The organism is Pseudomonas sp. 05L36, from assembly GCF_056398125.1.
In genome coordinates, this window is record NZ_JBFTOU010000001.1 from 95,150 (window position 1) to 112,544 (window position 17,395).

Below are 17,395 nucleotides of genomic sequence, written 5' to 3' on the forward strand. Positions count from 1 at the left end.
TTTGTTGGATGTGAAGCCGCTTCTAAACATGTCATGAGAAAATAATAATGAAAACGATAGAGCTCGATAGTGTTGGAGTTGACGCTGAGCGCATTGCGATTCCAGCGCAGAAAGTTTCATTAACGCGGGTGACTATGTTGGGGCTCTCGGGTCAGCAGTTGGGGCCAAGCGCCGCCATTGCTGCCGGTTCGATTCCCTTATATGCGGGGTACGGTTCCTGGCTCGCCATGGCGCTCGCTCTCCTGGCAGCCCTTTGCATGACGGCAGCTGTTAACGTATTTGCCCGAAAATACGTTGTGACCGGATCGCTTCTTTCATACGTGGGTATAGCGCTTGGAAGGTTGCCTCAGCGGGTCGTTGCAGCTTCATATCTCGTTGGCTTTTTAGTGGTATGCGCGGCTCTCTCGGCTTGCTTTGTTACGTTCAGCAGCAGTTTGCTGCATACACTCGGCGTGGAGTTTGCTCTGGCCGGATGGTTTCAGGCTGTTACAGCGGTCGTGATTTCGCTGCTGGCAGGGATTCTGACTTGGCGTGGGCTAGATGCCTCGATCTCTGTGACAGCCTGGTTGTCTTTCCTGCCGGTGCCTTTGCTTGCACTGGTAACTATCGTCGCTGCCATGAATACGGGTGTTGATCTCAATGCTCAGTTGAGCTTGGACGGCGTATCGTTAGCTCGTCTGGCGGAAGGCACAATTGTGGCTTTGGCCTACTTCGTAGGCTGTGATGCTTTGGCAGCTCTAGCAGCCGAAACAGATGCCCCAAAAAAGAACGTTCCGTTACTTCTACGTAACGTGTTGCTCATCACTGGTCTCAGCTTCGTTGCAATTTTGATCCTGAGTGCGCCCCTGATGGCGGAGCATTTGACCGCGCTTGTGAATGGGGACTCGCCGACCCAGATCTTGGCTACTGCTGCTGGTCTTGAGTTTCTGCAGATGCCGATTGATTTTCTTCTTGGTGCTGCCACGTTCGCCAGTTTAGTGGCGTTCATGAATTACGGAAGTCGGGTGTTTGCCACTGCTGCTGTTGACCGTTTCATTCCCCAGGTGTTTTCCCGCATTCATCCTAAGTTTGGTTCACCAACTGGTTCTACTGTGCTAATGGGTGTTGCTGCAGCGTTTATCCCTGTCGCGTTACAAATGCTGGCAGAGTCGCCACCGCTACAATCTACTGCTTACTTGTCAACGCTGTATTCGCTGTTCTGGATTGCCCCGTATGTGCTACTTGGTGTTGGGGCAATTAAGGAAGTAATCCTTGATGGCAAGAGGGAGCTGATTAAGATAGGTGTGATTTCAATTGGTGTGTTCGTTTTTATTGCGCTCTTGGTTTATAACTTTGCCTCTGATCCAGGTGGGGTTTTTGGTGCGCTGCCTTATGTAATGGTGGCGCTCACAGTTGCTGCCTTTATCGTGTTCAGTGTAGTGGATGTACTGAATAAAAATAAAATTTGAGGTGGGTTATTTATGGATAAACAGTCCGTTGTGGTGGTAACCGGAGCTGGGTCTGGCATTGGTCAGGCCACCGCCATTGCATTCTCTAAGCAAGGCCATTTTGTAGTTGGTCTCGATCTTTCCGAGGCGGGTCTGCAGAAGACGAAATCGTTCATAGCTGCTGATCGTTTTCATGCTGTGGACTTGGATGTTCGAGACGAGGTGCAGGTTGCTGAGGCGTTCAAATACGTAAGGTCTACTGGGCTCAATCTCCACGCTGTAGCTGCTTGCGCAGGTGTGGCAAAAACAAGCGCGGTACATGAGCAAAGCGAAGAAGACTGGGATTTTATCGTAGATATCAACCTTAAAGGTGTATGGCTTACTGCGAAGTCTGCGATGACCATCTTCCTCAAACAAGGAAAGGGCTCGTTTATAGCAGTGGGTTCCGATGCCTCTGTGCGTGGGGCTTCTGTTTATGCGGCCTATTGCGCCTCAAAGCACGGTGTTCTCGGCCTGGTGCGCTGCCTGGCACTGGATTACGGCCCGTTGGGCATCCGCTCGAATGCGGTGTGCCCGGGTTTCGTGCTTACACCGATGATGGATGCTCTGCTTTCCGATTCCAGTGATCCTGAAGCTGAAATGAAGTCCTATGCAAAGGAAGTTCCGCTGGGGCGTTTTGCTCGGCCTGATGAAGTGGCTAAAGTGATCCTGCACTTGGCCTCCGATGACGCTTCATATACCAACGGTGCTATATATTCGTTGGACGGTGGCGCAACAGCGGGCCATTTTAGCCCTCTAGTTTAAGTTTCGTTAGATGCACGTTTTGCACAGTTGTGCATCGCAAATGCTGATTTACCCGAATTAGCATTTGCGACTTTTTTATTATTTTTATTTAAATATGAAAAACTCATATCATCGTATGAGTCGAGTCTTTATTTTCTGGCTAATTCACAATTGAATGATTGTGTTCGTCGGCTGAAAGTAGACATACCGATAGATTCACGAACAGGCTAATAAAATGAAGCGTTCGCTGTGGTTGGAGGAGATTTCCTCCGAGCTGACTCCTTTGCCTTCGTTGGAGGGTAATCATGTGGCGGATGTCGCCATCGTTGGTGGTGGATTCGTAGGCCTATGGACGGCGCTGCAGATTGTCGAGCTAGATCCTAAGTGCAAGGTGATTATCATCGAACGCGACATTTGCGGTGGTGGTGCTTCCGGTCGCAACGGTGGCTTCGTCATGTCGTGGTGGCCAAAGATCAGCTCCTTGTCGGCGCAATGTGGCAAAGATGAGGCGGTGCGATTGGCTCGAGCCTCTGCTGCCGCAATTGGCGAAATCGAGCAGTTCTGCATTAAGCATAATATTGATGCGCACTTCCGCCGCGCAGGTTGGCTGTGGACAGCCACCACCAATGCTCAACGTGGTGCCTGGAAGGATGTGGTGAAAACGTGCCAGCGCCTCGGCGAGTCTGTGTTTCTACCACTATCCAACAATGAAGTTGCTCGCCGTGCGGGCTCAGGAAAGCATCTTGAGGGTGTGTTGGAGGTAAGCAACGCCACTGTGCAACCCGCAAGGCTGGTTCGCGGCATGCGCCGAGTCGCACTAGAAAAGGGTATCAAGATTTTTGAGAATACCCCCATGAGTAATTTCGAGCGTTCATCTCCTGCCTTGCTACAGACGCCCAACGGTTCGATTGCCGCTACCCGTGTCGTGCTTGCACATAACGCTTGGTCTGCCGAGATCCCTGAGCTACGCCGGACGATTCTGCCTGTTACGAGTACCATCGTTGCCACCGCGCCAATTCCGGATCGTTTGGAAAGAATCGGTTGGACTGGGGGGGAGGCGATCACTGACTCTCAGCTGATGGTTGACTACTACCGTACCACGCAGGATGGTCGAATCGCGTTTGGTAAGGGCACCGGGATGATCAGTTTCGCCAGCCGTGTGGATGGCGGATATGACGACAATCCAAACCTCAGCGAAGATACGGAACGCGATTTTCGACGTACTTATCCGCAGCTAAACGATGTGCCAATCACTCACTCCTGGTGCGGCCCGATCGATCGTACCTACGACAGTCTGCCTGTCTTCGGTCATTTAGATGGCTCGCCTCACATTTTCTACGGTATTGGCTGGAGTGGAAACGGCGTCGGCCCGAGCCGCCTTGGCGGGCGGATTTTGGCAAGTTTGGCTCTTGGATTAGACGATGAGTGGAGTCGCTGCGGTCTCGTGGGGCGTGAGCCTAAGCGATTCCCTCCGGAGCCGTTCCGCTATTTTGGTGGCTTGATGGTTCGTGGTGCTGTTCAGCGTAAAGAAGCCGCCGAAGCTGAGGATGAAAATCCCGCATGGTTGGATCGCAAGCTCGCAAGCCTCGCTCCGTCGGGCCTTGAAGACAAAACCCTTTGATGCTGGAGTAGATGATGACTCAACCAATTCTTCTTTCGAACGTCGAAGCTTTTCTGCTCCCTGACTCTAAACCTGTCACACAACCTTTTGGCGATTTGGTCTCCGAGACGTCTACCCATTCGGTAGAAGGGCCAAGCCAGTTGCTGACTGGGATTTGGGAGTGCACACCAGGCAGGTGGCGCCGCCAAGTGCTTTCGCGTGAGTTCAGTCATTTTGTCGCTGGCCACTGCTTCTTTATTCCTGATGATGGGGAGCCCATCGAGCTCCGTGCCGGCGATGCGATTCTGTTCCCCGCGAACTGCCATGGCGAATGGGATGTTCGCGAGACTGTTCGAAAAAGTTTTTTGATCATGCCTTGATTTACGGGTGTGTTCATTGCCCCACGCTTGTCTCCGGCCTAACCAACCGGAATTTTTGCCGCCCACGAGGGCGGCTTTTTTTCGCACATATTAAGTCGGACATTCTAGAGCGGAGTTTTCTCGGGCTGGATACGCTACCAGGGAGGGACTGATTTTTTCTAATTCATCGATTTTCCTGCTGCTTGTGATGCTGTTGCCGAGTACCTGCGTACTGAAGGGTTTGAAATAACAATAACGTTGCAAATGGCGGTGCCCGTTTGCTGAAAACCAAATCATATCCTCGGGTGTCCTTATGAACCCCTGCTGGAGTCATGTCAGAATGAAGTTTAAATCCATACAGACATTTTTTGTTGTTCAGGCGGGATGCGCCATGCTTTTTATCAGCGTGACGCTTCTGGGTATCAGTTATTTCACTACTGAGAACAGCAATGAGTTTGTGCGCGAGTCAACTGATACGCAGGCGGCTGCCCGTACACAGGCGGAGTTAACAAGCCTTGGGCAGGCGAAGGCACTTGAAATAGGAGCCAGGCTCCAATCTGCGCTTCAAGTTGCGCAACAATTAGCGGTCGTTAACATGTCTATCGGAAAGGTCGATGCTGATGGGAATCCGCTATTAAGTGTGTCTCGAGAGCAGCTGTCTAACTTAATTCGCGAAACTTTGATTGCCAGTCCTCAGATATTGAGTGTCTATGTTATATGGGAGCCAAATGCCTTTGGTTCATCGGATATTAGATATGCTGGAAGAAGTTCAGATGGCTATGATGGAACAGGCCGATTCATGCCTTCGTGGTATCGAAGTAAGGCGCAAGAAATTCTGGTGGAACCGGCCCCGACAGTAGAAAGTCAAAATCGTCTACCAACCGGGGTGCGTGAGGGAGAGTATTATCTTTGTGCGAAGGAGACCAAGAAAAACTGCGTAATCGACCCTGCTGCTTATGATTTAACAGATGGCAGCAAAGTTTTATTGACATCATTTACAGTCCCCATTTTTGTCAACGGCAAATTCGAGGGCATTACGGGCGTCGATTATGCTCTTAGCTTTATTCAGAATTTGCTAGAGACCAGTAATCACAGCCTGTATGCCGGGGTGGGAAGTATGAGCTTGCTTTCCAGTAATGGGCGTTACGTGGCCAGTACTCAGGCGCCTAATGAGCTTGGTGAGCTTTCCTCCGTGTCACTGACCCCGGGCGACCTTTTGCTTGTACAGGCCGCTGGTGATCGAGCTCCTAAATACGAAGTGGATGAAGCAAATGACACGGTGCGTTTGGTCATCCCTATCAGCGTTGCTGATACAGGTGTGTTCTGGAATCTCCTAGTAAAGGTGCCTTTAAGTGTGGTCATGAACCAGGCTAGGGAGCTTCAAGCGTCTCTTTTATCTAATACCCAGTCCAGCCTTCGTTTCATGGGAATTGGGGGTGCCTTAGTGACAGCCGTAGGAGTGTTCTTACTCTGGCTGATTAGCTTCGGAGTAGGAAGGCCTTTGAGGGAAACTGCGATCCGACTCCGTGACATTGCAGGTGGAGAGGGTGATTTGACAAGAGAGTTGAGCATAGGGCGATCAGATGAACTCGGTGACATTGGCACTGGATTCAACAGCTTTCTGAGCAAACTTCGGCTTCTGGTAAGTCAGATTGCAGCCCTGTCGGGAGACATCGCCGATGCCTCCGAAAAAACACGAGAAAACTCTACCCTGACAGACACGAAAGTGCAGCGCCAGTTATCCGCAATCGAGCTTATCGCGACCGCCGCCCAAGAGATGACCTCTACTGCGCAAGAAGTCTCACGTAGCGCGGCGAAGGCGGCGGAAGCCGCCGGCGATGCAGATCGCTTTGTGCAGTCGGGTCAGACGGTGGTTGAGGCTAGTACCAAGACGACGCAAATGCTTCATGATGACCTACTGCACGCTTCAGAGACGGTTCAAGCCCTCGCCACCGACAGTGAAGACATCAACCAGATCCTGAACACCATTCGATCTATCGCCGAACAGACGAACCTTCTGGCCCTCAACGCTGCGATTGAGGCAGCGCGAGCCGGTGAGCAGGGACGAGGGTTTGCCGTCGTCGCCGATGAGGTTCGCAACCTTGCAATGAAGACCCAGAGCTCCACCCTGGAGATCCATACGATGATCGAAAAGCTCAACGTTGGGATCCATGAAGTTGTGCATGCCATGGATCGCAGTAGCAAGCGCATGAGCGAGAGCGTTCGGCATGCTGAAGGTACAGCAACTGCCCTCAGTGCAATCACTGAGGCAGTCCTGTTGATCTCGGACATGAACATCCAGATTGCCAGCGCTGCAGAAGAACAGAGCATGGTTGCGGAAGACATCAGTAAGAACATCGAAAGTATCAGCCTCGCTGTTGCTGAAGTGGCCAAAGAGGCGAAGCATACCGCAGAGGCAAGTGAGGCTATGACCCTGCTAAGCGCTCAGCAAAAGAAGTTGATTCAGCAGTTCAAATATTGATCATTTGGAGCGTTTTAGCGCGAATGGTTTGAAGGTGTGTTACTGCTACTTTTGCCACCTTATAAGGCGGCTAACAGTCTAGTTTCATACTTTGTTAGGAGATGCTGAGTCATCGTATGGGAAAACTTTTGTTTTTTGTCCAAACGTATGATTGACCGAGGCTAGGGCAAAATATCTAATTCGGGTAATTCCATCAATAATAATTAGGGATACTTATGAGCTACGTCTGGACTCAGCGTCAACTGGAAGAATATCGCCGTTATTACGACAATATTCGTACCCATCACTCCTATAGCTACGTGAATTTCTCGACTACAGCAGAATTCGTTCGCAGCGTTCTCCCGCCATGTCTCGATGTACCAGATCAGCCCAAGGTCACCATTGGCTTCCTCTCCTTCATGGAGTGGATCCATGGCGTATCCAACCGAGCGGGCCGTGATCGTGCAGCCATTGTTGGTGTAAACGCAATGTATAAGGGGGTGGAAGGCAGCTACTACCTCACCGTACTGGAAACCGAAGAGGTCAACATCGTAACGGGTCGCGAGTTTTGGGGTATGCCAAAGAAGCAAGGCTTCATCGACTACTTCGAGGACGGTAACGGTTTCCATGGTGTCGCAGGGCGTAAAAGCCATGATCTGATCCTCCTCGACGCCAAGCTCGGCGAGGAGCAGGGAGGGTCTGAAGAAGCCCCTGAGTACTACTTCGACATGCGTTGTGGTTTCGAGGTCAATGGCCGGTCGATCCGCAACCCCGAATTGGCCATCTTTAAAAACTCAACCAAAATCAACCGATTCCGTCCTATTGTTTCCGCTGATCTCGTTTTGAAAGGCTCGCCTTTCGATTCGGGTGTTGGAACAGTGCCGGTGGGACACTTCCTAGACGGTGGCCATCTCGGTGGCGAGACGTCTTACATCATCGAGCAGGTGGTCGATCTCAGTAAGGACGGCGTTGACTATGCACCATACCTAATGGGCCGTCTTTACGACGACTGGCCTGACGTCCGTCGCTAACAACTGAAACTGTTAGTGATTAAAAGCGCATGAGCATCACGACTGACCCTGGATATATTTTATGATCGATAGGGTCGTCTTGGTGCTGAATTTGCCTAGGGCACAGATATTCAAGCGGTTGTGTCGCGTGGCTACCTACGTTTCCGTCGCTTGACAGGTGTGGGGTCAAGTGATCGCTCTCGAGTTTTTTGAACGAGAGGAAGATTTCGTGCAACAGTGGCAAATGGGGCCTACCGCAACCTGGTTGATCGCAATGGGCTGGGTGTTCCAGCTATTTGGCTCTCTGTCCGTGTCGGTAGCCCGTTAAGATATTTGCCTAAGTTCGCAATCTAGCCCACCACGGCACGTCACCGTGAACCTAGCAGTAGTTTGGAGGTGGGAAAGTCTCAGTATTGCCTCGGACTCTTAATGACTGTGGCGATCCCGAATGGACTCACGAGTGACAGCAGAACTTTTTCGAGTACACTGCGAATGTTCATGGGAAGGCTGGGGCAGTCTTGACCTAAAACGGGTGAGACGCTGTCAGTCGCTCCAATTTCGCCTCAATAGTTCGTCCGAAAAGACATGAGTCCACCTGAAGCGCATGGACGTTTAATCACTCTATTTTCTTACTACGCCGCCAACCATCAGTTACCTTCCGTGATAACAGAGAAAGCTGCGTCTTGTCTCACGTTTTCAGCGCGCTTCAGAATGCCAATTATGGGGCATAGCCCAGCTCGCGGCTGATATCTGCGCTGCACGTCAATAACAAGTTTTTGAACTGATCCTGCACACCAGGAGGATCCATCATTGCATCGGGGCCTGAAAGGTTGATCGCAGCAGTGACCACCCCCTTATGGTCTTTGATCGATGTAGCAATTGCAGTTGAGTAATCGGATCGATGCAGTACCCAGCCTCGCTGGCGGTCGTTTAGGATCAGGGCCTGTAGCTCAGGAGGAATTCGAGGTGCAGGTGAGGAATATGTATTTAAAGGCCTCATGAAGCTATTCACACGGTTACAGATCCTGCTCTACAGTGATTCAATATAGGATAGTTCGACGTGATTTGCGTGAGGCAGGCTACCTTGGGAGCTTTCCGTTCGACTGATTGATCCAAGCCGATCGTTAACATCGCGCTACGAGCTTTGCGTGTCAGAAAGCGCTCAGCACCCTTGAAGGGTCATGCAGCCAGTGGTATGACACATGATAAGAAGAAAGGGTAGGTGCCATGAGAATCGATAAATATGCATTCATCAAGGTCGGCGAACAAGATGAGTTTGTTGAAAGAACGTTCAAAGGCTTCTGTGAGGTTATTCCTCAAAGTCAAGTTGATACATTCTTGATAGCGGATCCATTTTCAGTGCCGACCTTAGCTAGGGATTTGGCAAAAACCGGTTATTATCACGCGATTGTTGTTTCTATGATGATTCTTGAGGATATCAATTTCCGACAGGATCATATTGCTGATGCAGTAACATCTGGATTGGTGAGGGTGGGTCTTGATACTGATTCGTTGGTTCTGCCTATCGTGCTGCTCCCTCGTAATGGTCAAGAAGCGACATGGCAGCATGATGATTTTTGCGATTATTTTCTAGCTAAAGGGCGTGCCACTGCGAGTGCGGCATTGAAAGATTCTAAATTAATGTCTTCTCTACCCTTTCCGAAGAATGTTGTTGGATGGCTGTGGCCTATGTAGATCCTTAAGCTTGAATCGGGCGAAACCTCATAGTCCATAAACAGATTGAGGCCTGCCCGATCTGCCGCTCACGCGAGGGCACGTAAACAGAAAAAACTGTAGCTCTAAGCTTGATTACTACAAAGCGCTGCAACTCCAGCTGCGGCAATCTGAGCGTCCTGCTCTGGTTTGACCCCCGACACGCCGATGGCAGCTACAACTACCCCCTCTACAAGCAAGGGTAAACCGCCCTCCAATGAAGTTAGTAGGGGGGCGCTAATGAAGGCCGTACGTCCCGAATTGACCATATCTTCGTAGTTTTTGGTGTCCCGCCTACCCAGCGCTGCAGTGCGAGCTTTTTCGGCTGCTATGTAGGCGGAAATTGGGGCGCAGTTATCAAGGCGCTCTAAAGCGAGTAAATGCCCGCCGTCGTCAACCACGGCTACAGTCACTGACCATTTGTTTCGCAGGGCCTCTTCGCGAGCAGCGGTGACAATACGGTTGATTTCAGCGCTTTCAAGAACAGCTTTGCGTTGCATGAGTTTCTCCTAGGCGAGAGCTTCTTCCACCAATTCGATCCAGTGGCGTACTGGGGTACGGCCGGCACTGTCGAGGTGAGTTTGACAACCTATATTGGCGGTCACGATAACTTCAGGATTGCCGCTTTCCAGATCGTTGAGTTTGTTGTCGCGCAGGCGGCGGGATAGAGCTGGTTGTGTGATTGAATAGGTGCCAGCTGAGCCGCAGCACAGGTGGCTATCAGGTACTTCTGTGAGACTAAACCCGAAACGACCGAGGATGCTTTCCACGGCGCCGCTGAGTTTTTGGGCGTGCTGTAGAGTGCAAGGGCAATGGAAGGCCAAGCGAAGATCCGACTGGATGCCAAGTTGCTCAAGGGGTTCGGCACTGAGTATTTCGGCCAGATCTTTGCTGAGTGAGGTCACCCGCTGCGCTTTTGCGGCATAAGCTGGGTCGTCTTTCAGCAGGTGCCCGTAATCCCGCACAAAAGCGCCGCAGCCGCTAGCCGTTTGAACGATTGCTTCCGCACCTTGTTCAATGGCTGGCCACCACGCATCGATATTACGTTTTGCACGATCAAGGCCTTTATCCTGAGCGTTCAGATGGTAGTCGACAGCGCCGCAGCAGCCTGCTTCCCGAGAGGGGACTACGGATATACCGAGTCTGTCCAGCACACGTGCAGCCGCAGCATTAGTGTTCGGGGACAGCGAAGGTTGCACGCAGCCCTCGAGCATCAGTACCTTGCGATCATGGCGAACGGAAGGACGAGCTTTAGCTGGATAAGCTTGACGCGGTAACTTGGCTTGCAGCGCTCCTGGCAGAAGTGGTCGGAACAGCTGGCCTGCCATGGTCAATGCCTTGAATACAGCCGGGCGCGGGACAACGGCGCGCAGGCTCTCGCGTAACAAACGCTCTCCGATTCCGCGCGGTACCTGCTCCTCGACAACTGCTCTCCCGATGTCGAGAAGATTGTGATACTGCACACCCGATGGACAGGTTGTTTCGCAGTTACGGCAGGTCAGGCAGCGATCAAGATGGAGTTGTGTTTTAGCGGTGACCTCTTGCCCTTCTAGCACTTGCTTGATCAGGTAGATGCGGCCTCTCGGCCCATCTAGTTCATCACCTAGAAGCTGATAAGTTGGACAGGTTGCAGTACAGAATCCGCAATGCACACATGACCGCAAAATGCGCTCGGCTTCCTCTGCGCGAGGGTGGCGTTTTGCTTGTTCGCTCAAATTCGTTTGCATGGCGTACTCAGACCTCCGCGTACATGCGGCCAGGGTTGAAGATGCGCTGTGGATCAAGCTGCAGTTTTAGCCTTTGGTGGTAACGCAGCAGTGGCTCAGGCAGTGGCTGAAAAGGGAACTCATGAGTACCAAAGCGAGTGGCATGGCCACCTAGCGCCGTTACAGCCAGACGGACAACTTCCGCCGGTTCGTCAGTGACCAACCAACGTTGTGCTCCACCCCAGTCCAACAGTTGCTTACCAGGCAGGTTTAGGACGGCAGAGTTGTTCGGAACAGAGATTCGCCAGAGTGGTTCTGATGTGTCGAAGAATGGAAGCTGCCGCTCACGCAGTTTCGACCAGTAACTGCCATCCAGCGCTTCGCCACCTAGGCGCTCACAGGCTGACTTCACCGATCCTTCACCACCTTCCAAACGCAGTTGGAGAAATTTACCGTCGTGGGAGGCTGCGCTGATGGGGATCGGTTGCTGACCCCAGGCGGCAAGTTTTGCGAGGGCTTGATGTGTATTCAGTTCCAGTTTCACGCTGGCACACTGTCGAGGCTTTGGAAGTACCTTGAGGGAAATCTCTGTCAGCAGACCCAAGCATCCAAAGCTCCCCGCCATCAGGCGCGAGAGATCGTAGCCCGCAACATTCTTCATCACCTCTCCACCGAAGCGCAGAAGCTTGCCATGGCCAGTGATGATACGTGTGCCCAGCACGTAATCTCGGACGGAGCCGGCCCACGGACGACGCGGCCCTGACATCCCGCTAGCGACCATGCCACCCAGCGTCGCGGATTGACCAAGGTGCGGAGGTTCGAAAGGCAGCATTTGGTTTTCTGCTTCGAGCGCCGCCTCGATTTCTTTTAGTGGAGTGCCGGCGCGCGCAGTGAGCACCAGTTCGGTCGGATCGTAGGAGATGATGCCCCGGTGAACGCGCGTGTCGAGTATCTCACCTGCCACTCTGCGACCAATATTGGCTTTGGTGTTACCACCTTGGATGCGCAACGGGACACGTTCGTTGAGCGCATAAATCACCTGCTCCATCATCGAAGTGGAGTCGTCGTGATCTTGTCCCATTAGAATCGCTCCAGTTCTGGAAAGGGTAGGTTTCCGCGATGAATGTGCATAGATCCGAATTCGGCGCATCGATTGAGCGTAGGAATGTTCTTGCCGGGATTGAGCAAGCCGTTGGGGTCGAAGGCTTTTTTAATTGCGTGGAAAAGCGTGATCTCGTCACTGTTGAACTGGGCACACATCTGGTTGATCTTTTCGCGACCTACCCCGTGTTCACCGGTAATGCTTCCGCCCACAGCAACGCAAAGCTCAAGAATTTTGGCGCCCAGTGCTTCTGCTCGATTCAGCTCGCCTGGTTGATTGGCATCGAAAAGGATAAGTGGGTGCATGTTTCCGTCTCCAGCATGGAAGACGTTAGCAACGCGTAGCCCGAACTCATTCGAGAGTTCATCGATACCTTTGAGAACTTTCGGTAGTTCCCGCCTTGGAATGGTTCCGTCCATGCAGTAGTAGTCTGGAGAGATCCGACCCACCGCCGGGAACGCGTTTTTGCGGCCAGCCCAGAATCGAGCTCGTTCGGCCTCATCGCGCGCCAAGCGAACACTTGTCGCACCGGCCAGGTTCAGTACCTGCTCAACGCGCTCACAATCTTCATGTACATCAGCCTCAACCCCGTCGAGTTCACAAAGCAACATGGCTGCTGCGTCGATAGGGTATCCCGCATGAATGAAGTCTTCTGTTGCCCGGATAGATAGGTTATCCATCATCTCAAGGCCGCCGGGAATAATGCCTGCCGCAATGATGTCTCCGACCGCGCGGCCCGCCATTTCCACCGAATCGAAGCTAGCCAGCATCACCCGCGCTACTTGTGGCTTTGGTAAAAGTTTGACGGTGACCTCCGTGACAACCCCAAGCATCCCCTCGGAGCCAGTGAAAAGAGCGAGAAGATCAAAGCCAGGGGAGTCAAGTGCATCACTCCCGAGCGTCATGAACTCGCCGTCAGCAGTGAGAATATCCACCCGAAGCAAATTGTGGACGGTGAGTCCGTACTTCAAGCAATGCACGCCACCGGCATTTTCTGCAACGTTGCCACCGATCGAGCAGGCAATCTGGGAGGAGGGGTCGGGCGCGTAATACAGGTCGTGAGGGGCTGCAGCTTGGGAAATCGCAAGGTTGCGCACGCCTGGTTGTACTCGTGCATACCGAGAGTCCGGATTCACCTCAATGATTCGATTGAAGCGAGCCATGACTAGCAGGACACCTTGCTCCAGGGGAAGTGCACCTCCGGAAAGCCCCGTTCCGGCCCCGCGAGCTACCACCGGTACGTTATTGGAGTGGCAGAGCTTAAGGATCGTTTGGACTTGATCAATTTGATCTGGAAGCACTACAAGCAGAGGCATAACACGATAAGCAGACAGACCATCACATTCATAAGGTCTTAGATCTTCCGGGGTATGAAGGATTTCGAGACTGGGCATGGCATCGCTAAGCTGAGCGAGCAGCTTTGCTTTGTCTGGCCGCGGCAGTGCGCCATCGACGCGCTCGTCATAGAGAATGTTCATGAAGCTCACTTGTCAGTTTTTATTGTTGTTTGGGCCGGTTCCCGAAGGTTGGTGCACGATGTGATCGGGTGTTGGCTCGCGAAGCTGAACAACTCAACAATGCAGGTAGGGAACACCTAGGTCGATGTGGATTTAAACTGGTACTACCACTTTATTCGCGGATATGGTGCTTGATAGAGGTGTAATGAGGGCTATCACGATAGAATCAGATAGAGGCCTCATGGCCGTTATCCTCTGGTAGTACCAGTTGTGGAGTGCGTTTTGATGTATGATTCCAGTTCAAACAAACAGAGCAAGCCACAAGTTGCTGATCATGTAGCGGAGAGGATCGAACGGCTCATCGTTGACGGGGTTCTGAAAGTGGGCCAGGCGCTTCCATCGGAAAGGCGCTTGGTTGAGAAGCTGGGTTGCTCTCGTACAGCTCTGCGGGAGGGCTTAAGGGTTTTGCGGGGGAAAGGGATCATTGAAACAGAGCATGGCCGAGGATCGTATGTCGCGAGCCTAAGCAGCTCCGACAACGTCACGCCCCTGATGCACCTTTTCAGCTCGCAGCCGCGAACGCTGTTTGATTTGCTGGAGGTTCGCGCGTTGCTGGAAGGTGAATCGGCACGATTGGCAGCATTGCGTGCAACTGATGTAGATCGGATGATCATCAAGCGTCGATTCGACGAAATGGTCGGATCGCAAGAAGACTCAAATCGCCATGATCCGCGTGTGCAGGCTCAACTGGATCACGCGTTCCATCGTTCGATTAGTGAGGCGTCTCATAATCCTGTACTGGTACATACCCTGCAAACACTCAGCGAGTTGACGTTGAGCACAGTGTTTGCTTCGGTTAACAACCTCTATTGTCGCCCTCCTCAGAAACGCCAAATTGACCGCCAGCATTCAAAGCTTTATCACGCCGTAATGGAACAATTACCTGAACAGGCTCAACGAGCAGCGCGGGAACACATCCACAGCATCAGAGATAACCTCAGGGAGATTGAGCAGGAGGAACAGCGCCTGGTGCGAGCCACAATGCGTATGGAGGGTTGGAGCTAAGGGCGAGGTTGGAAGTCGAAAAGCCTAGGCACTCAAGCTGGGCTTGTTGTCATCGGTTGCTTCGTCCTCGTGTCAGCAATCAGGCTGTTATGGGCTAAGCGTCATTGGTTATTGTCTGCGACGTGACCGGCCGCTTCTGCGCCTTGCATGTAGCGGTATCTGTGACCAGCAAGATATTCACGACCCACGTTGAGGCTCATCGGCAGGCACTCACCTTTCATTAGGAGACAGTTCATGCCTGCTCCTGATGTTTTCATGCCTGCGCGATTGTCGACGTCGCCTGGTGGAAGAAATTGTCTGCAGATCGGCGTTCGCTCTGTCGATTAGGTTATCGGAACGCATTTTCTCGCGCGCTTTTCAGCTTTATGTTAATGATTTTCTAAGTGTTTTTATAGTTAAGTCATTGATTTTAAACAGTTAATTTTTTTGATAAAGCGTGCCGGGTATCTGATTGCTTGGTGAGCTTCATTTGCCATATACTGCACCCGAACGACTGTTCGTGCGGTTGGCGGTATGGGCTTCAAAACGCCTTCTCGGTGAGGCGATGCGGCCCAGCGAGGGAAGTCTCAGTTGATTTGATGACGCACTGCGTTAAGAGCGCAATCGATACAAGCTCTAGTGGCTGACAGGGCGGGGGAATTATGGAAAGCTCAAAGGAATTACTTGCACGACTGGAGAAGTATCTCGGTACCTTCGATTGGAATGGCCTGACTACAAGTAAACAGGTAATTCTCGAAGCATTTCTCAGGGTTGCAACGCGTGATGGTATTGCTAGTGTTTCTATGCGTACCCTCGCTGCTGCAGTGGGATTGAAGCCACCTACAATTTATTCTCATTTTCCGGGTGGCCGAGACGAAATATTATCTAACGCTTTGCGCTGGCACTATAACCACTATGCGCATGGACTATTTGAAGATTTAAAGAATCTGCGAGCACCAGAGGAAAGTTGGTATGCATTGATAAACTTTCACGTCCGTCAACAATTGCAGCGGCCTGAAAATGATATCTGGGACACGCTTATCGCTACCGACAGGATCGCTAAGTTGCTTCCTGAGGGGTTGCGCGAAGAAATTGAAGATTGGGAAGGGTTTGTTGATTTTATGTATTTTTCCATTGCGCAGAACCTGGGTGCTAAGCAGTGTTCTATTGAAGCGCGAGCCTTGAGAAAACTATTTGACAGTATCGGGGCTTGGTGGAAGTGGGATGGAAGTGAAGCCAGCTTGGAAGCGGCGGTGGTCTATTGTGTTGAGGTTTCTAAAAGAATATTGAAATTGTAATGTTTGTTTTTTATGGGATGAAAAAGGTGGGTAACGCAGTTTAGGCGCGGACTCACTCTCGTGCACAGGGTAGGCTTCAATTGGTTTCAGTTTCATGGTTGTTTTAAGTTTCAATTAATGTTGCCCTGTTCGCGGCTTCAGTTTGCTGTGGAGGGGAAATCTACCGCTTCTCGAGAGGAAGTTATTTGTGAATTGGATTAGGAATAAAAACTTTCTAGTTGAACTGGCTTTGATTGTCGGTGTGTTTTCCCTTTGCACCGGCGAATTTGCGATGATGGGGCTAATCTCAAACCTGTCGGAGGCCTTCTCCAAGCCCGAGACGAGTGTGGCTCACCTAATCAGTGCATATGCGCTTGGGGTTGTGATAGGTGCGCCTGTTATGGTTTTTGTCGGTGTTTATCTGAGCAAGAGAAAGCTCATTCTGTTTTTGTTGGGAATATATACTTTTGCAAATGCTGTGAGTTTAATTGCGCCAAACTATGAGACCTTGCTTTTTTCAAGGCTCGTGGCTGGGTTCCCTCACGCTGCGTATTTCGGGGTCGCTGCAGTGCTCGCAGCCTCCATGGCGCCTTTTAATAAGCGAGGAAAAGCAGTCAGTAGGGTTCTTCTGGGTGTGACGGCAGCAATTCTGGTTGGTGCGCCAGGTGCAACGTATTTTGGTCAGATTTTTGGCTGGCGGTCAGTATTTGCAGCAATCACTGTACTGAGTCTAACAAGTCTCTTTCTGCTTTATCGCAACGCGCCTGAAGTTGAGGGTGAGCGACCACTCAATGTCAGAGAGGAATTGGCTTCATTTGCCAACCCACAGGTATGGCTTGCTTTGGCAATCGCCTCAATAGGTTTCTCTGGCATGTTTGGCGTGTACAGCTATCTCGCGCCGATGATTTTGAATGTCACAAAACTTGAGGTCGAGTGGATCGCGCCAATGCTCGTGATGTTTGGCCTGGGCACATTGATCGGGAATTACGCAGGAGGCGCGCTATACGATCGATTCAAGTTTTCTGCTGTAAAATACATCATGGTGTTCAGCTTTTTCGCGTTGTTTGCGTTCCCCGTGCTGTCGCTGACATTGCCAGGTGTGGCTGTTGGCGCAATGATGCTCGGATGCATGGTCGCGCTCTGCCCAGCACTGCAAATGCGGCTTATGGATGTCAGTAAACATGGGCAATCGCTTGTTGCCGCGTCCAACCATGCAGCTCTCAACCTTGGCAATGCTCTAGGCCCGTGGTTAGGTGGAGTGGCGATTAACGCCGGCTGGGGCTGGACTTCAACGGGGTATGTGGGGGCTGCCATGGCATTCATCGGATGCCTGATTTACTTCTGGTCTTACGCTCTAGAGCGTAAATCACTTGTAAGTACTACGAGCACGGTTGAGGAAGGGCTTCAGCGATAAAGCTCCTCGAACACGGTTACACAACCTTTCCGTAAACGGGGC

At 51.7% G+C, this 17,395-nt stretch carries 14 protein-coding genes and 2 pseudogenes; 11 read left to right on the forward strand and 5 right to left on the reverse strand.

The annotated features are described in order from the left end of the window. Positions 1 to 47: 47 nt before the first annotated feature. The 7 genes and pseudogenes from AC1DKH_RS00460 to AC1DKH_RS00490 all read left to right on the forward strand — a co-directional run bounded on the left by AC1DKH_RS00460 (position 48) and on the right by AC1DKH_RS00490 (position 7,661). Complete coding sequence (locus AC1DKH_RS00460; RefSeq protein ID WP_223616347.1) at positions 48 to 1,448, forward strand: APC family permease; 1,401 nt, start codon at positions 48 to 50, stop codon at positions 1,446 to 1,448. A gap of 12 nt (positions 1,449 to 1,460) precedes the next feature. Next, positions 1,461 to 2,231 carry an SDR family NAD(P)-dependent oxidoreductase gene (locus tag AC1DKH_RS00465; RefSeq protein ID WP_477797121.1) on the forward strand — a complete coding sequence of 257 codons (771 nt, stop codon included), beginning with the start codon at positions 1,461 to 1,463 and terminating at the stop codon, positions 2,229 to 2,231. 214 nt (positions 2,232 to 2,445) lie between these two features. Next, a complete protein-coding gene (locus tag AC1DKH_RS00470; protein WP_223616345.1) occupies positions 2,446 to 3,831 on the forward strand; it encodes an NAD(P)/FAD-dependent oxidoreductase in 1,386 nt (461 codons plus the stop codon). Between the two features lie 14 nt (positions 3,832 to 3,845). Further along, positions 3,846 to 4,190, forward strand: a complete 345-nt coding sequence (locus AC1DKH_RS00475; RefSeq protein ID WP_223616344.1) for a cupin domain-containing protein — start codon at positions 3,846 to 3,848, stop codon at positions 4,188 to 4,190. 1,402 nt (positions 4,191 to 5,592) lie between these two features. Next, positions 5,593 to 5,793 (forward strand): annotated as a pseudogene (locus AC1DKH_RS00480) (HAMP domain-containing protein); the annotation flags it as partial. Between the two features lie 102 nt (positions 5,794 to 5,895). Continuing rightward, positions 5,896 to 6,651, forward strand: a complete 756-nt coding sequence (locus AC1DKH_RS00485; protein ID WP_477797260.1) for a methyl-accepting chemotaxis protein — start codon at positions 5,896 to 5,898, stop codon at positions 6,649 to 6,651. A gap of 215 nt (positions 6,652 to 6,866) precedes the next feature. Continuing rightward, a complete protein-coding gene (locus tag AC1DKH_RS00490) occupies positions 6,867 to 7,661 on the forward strand; it encodes an acetoacetate decarboxylase family protein (protein ID WP_223616342.1) in 795 nt (264 codons plus the stop codon). Positions 7,662 to 8,358: 697 nt separating this feature from the next. Here the strand turns inward: AC1DKH_RS00490 and AC1DKH_RS00495 are convergent. Next, positions 8,359 to 8,631 (reverse strand): annotated as a pseudogene (locus AC1DKH_RS00495) (IclR family transcriptional regulator domain-containing protein); the annotation flags it as partial. A gap of 236 nt (positions 8,632 to 8,867) precedes the next feature. Here AC1DKH_RS00495 and AC1DKH_RS00500 point away from each other — a divergent pair. Further along, positions 8,868 to 9,335 (forward strand): 6,7-dimethyl-8-ribityllumazine synthase, encoded by a 468-nt coding sequence (locus tag AC1DKH_RS00500; RefSeq protein ID WP_223616341.1) that lies wholly within the window; start codon positions 8,868 to 8,870, stop codon positions 9,333 to 9,335. 104 nt (positions 9,336 to 9,439) lie between these two features. Here the strand turns inward: AC1DKH_RS00500 and AC1DKH_RS00505 are convergent, their stop codons facing one another. From AC1DKH_RS00505 to glcD, 4 genes are read right to left on the reverse strand one after another with little or no spacing between them, the layout of a single operon-like run. Continuing rightward, the gene (locus AC1DKH_RS00505) at positions 9,440 to 9,853 is read right to left on the reverse strand and encodes a heme-binding protein (protein ID WP_223616340.1); all 414 of its coding nucleotides are present in this window, start codon (positions 9,851 to 9,853) and stop codon (positions 9,440 to 9,442) included. A gap of 9 nt (positions 9,854 to 9,862) precedes the next feature. Further along, complete coding sequence (gene glcF / locus AC1DKH_RS00510) at positions 9,863 to 11,080, reverse strand: glycolate oxidase subunit GlcF (RefSeq protein WP_223616339.1); 1,218 nt, start codon at positions 11,078 to 11,080, stop codon at positions 9,863 to 9,865. Between the two features lie 7 nt (positions 11,081 to 11,087). Beyond that, positions 11,088 to 12,140 (reverse strand): glycolate oxidase subunit GlcE, encoded by a 1,053-nt coding sequence (gene glcE / locus AC1DKH_RS00515; RefSeq protein ID WP_223616338.1) that lies wholly within the window; start codon positions 12,138 to 12,140, stop codon positions 11,088 to 11,090. Next, the gene (gene glcD / locus AC1DKH_RS00520) at positions 12,140 to 13,639 is read right to left on the reverse strand and encodes a glycolate oxidase subunit GlcD (protein WP_223616337.1); all 1,500 of its coding nucleotides are present in this window, start codon (positions 13,637 to 13,639) and stop codon (positions 12,140 to 12,142) included. The genes glcE and glcD overlap by 1 nt, the downstream gene beginning before the upstream one ends. Positions 13,640 to 13,903: 264 nt before the next feature. Here glcD and glcC point away from each other — a divergent pair, with 264 nt between their 5' ends. From glcC to AC1DKH_RS00535, 3 genes are all read left to right on the forward strand, one after another. Next, a complete protein-coding gene (gene glcC, locus AC1DKH_RS00525; RefSeq protein WP_477797122.1) occupies positions 13,904 to 14,683 on the forward strand; it encodes a transcriptional regulator GlcC in 780 nt (259 codons plus the stop codon). Positions 14,684 to 15,324: 641 nt separating this feature from the next. After that, a complete protein-coding gene (locus AC1DKH_RS00530; RefSeq protein WP_223616335.1) occupies positions 15,325 to 15,960 on the forward strand; it encodes a TetR/AcrR family transcriptional regulator in 636 nt (211 codons plus the stop codon). A 187-nt stretch (positions 15,961 to 16,147) separates the two neighbouring features. Continuing rightward, positions 16,148 to 17,353: an MFS transporter gene (locus AC1DKH_RS00535; RefSeq protein WP_223616334.1), complete on the forward strand. Its 1,206-nt coding sequence runs from the start codon at positions 16,148 to 16,150 to the stop codon at positions 17,351 to 17,353. Positions 17,354 to 17,395 lie beyond the last annotated feature (42 nt).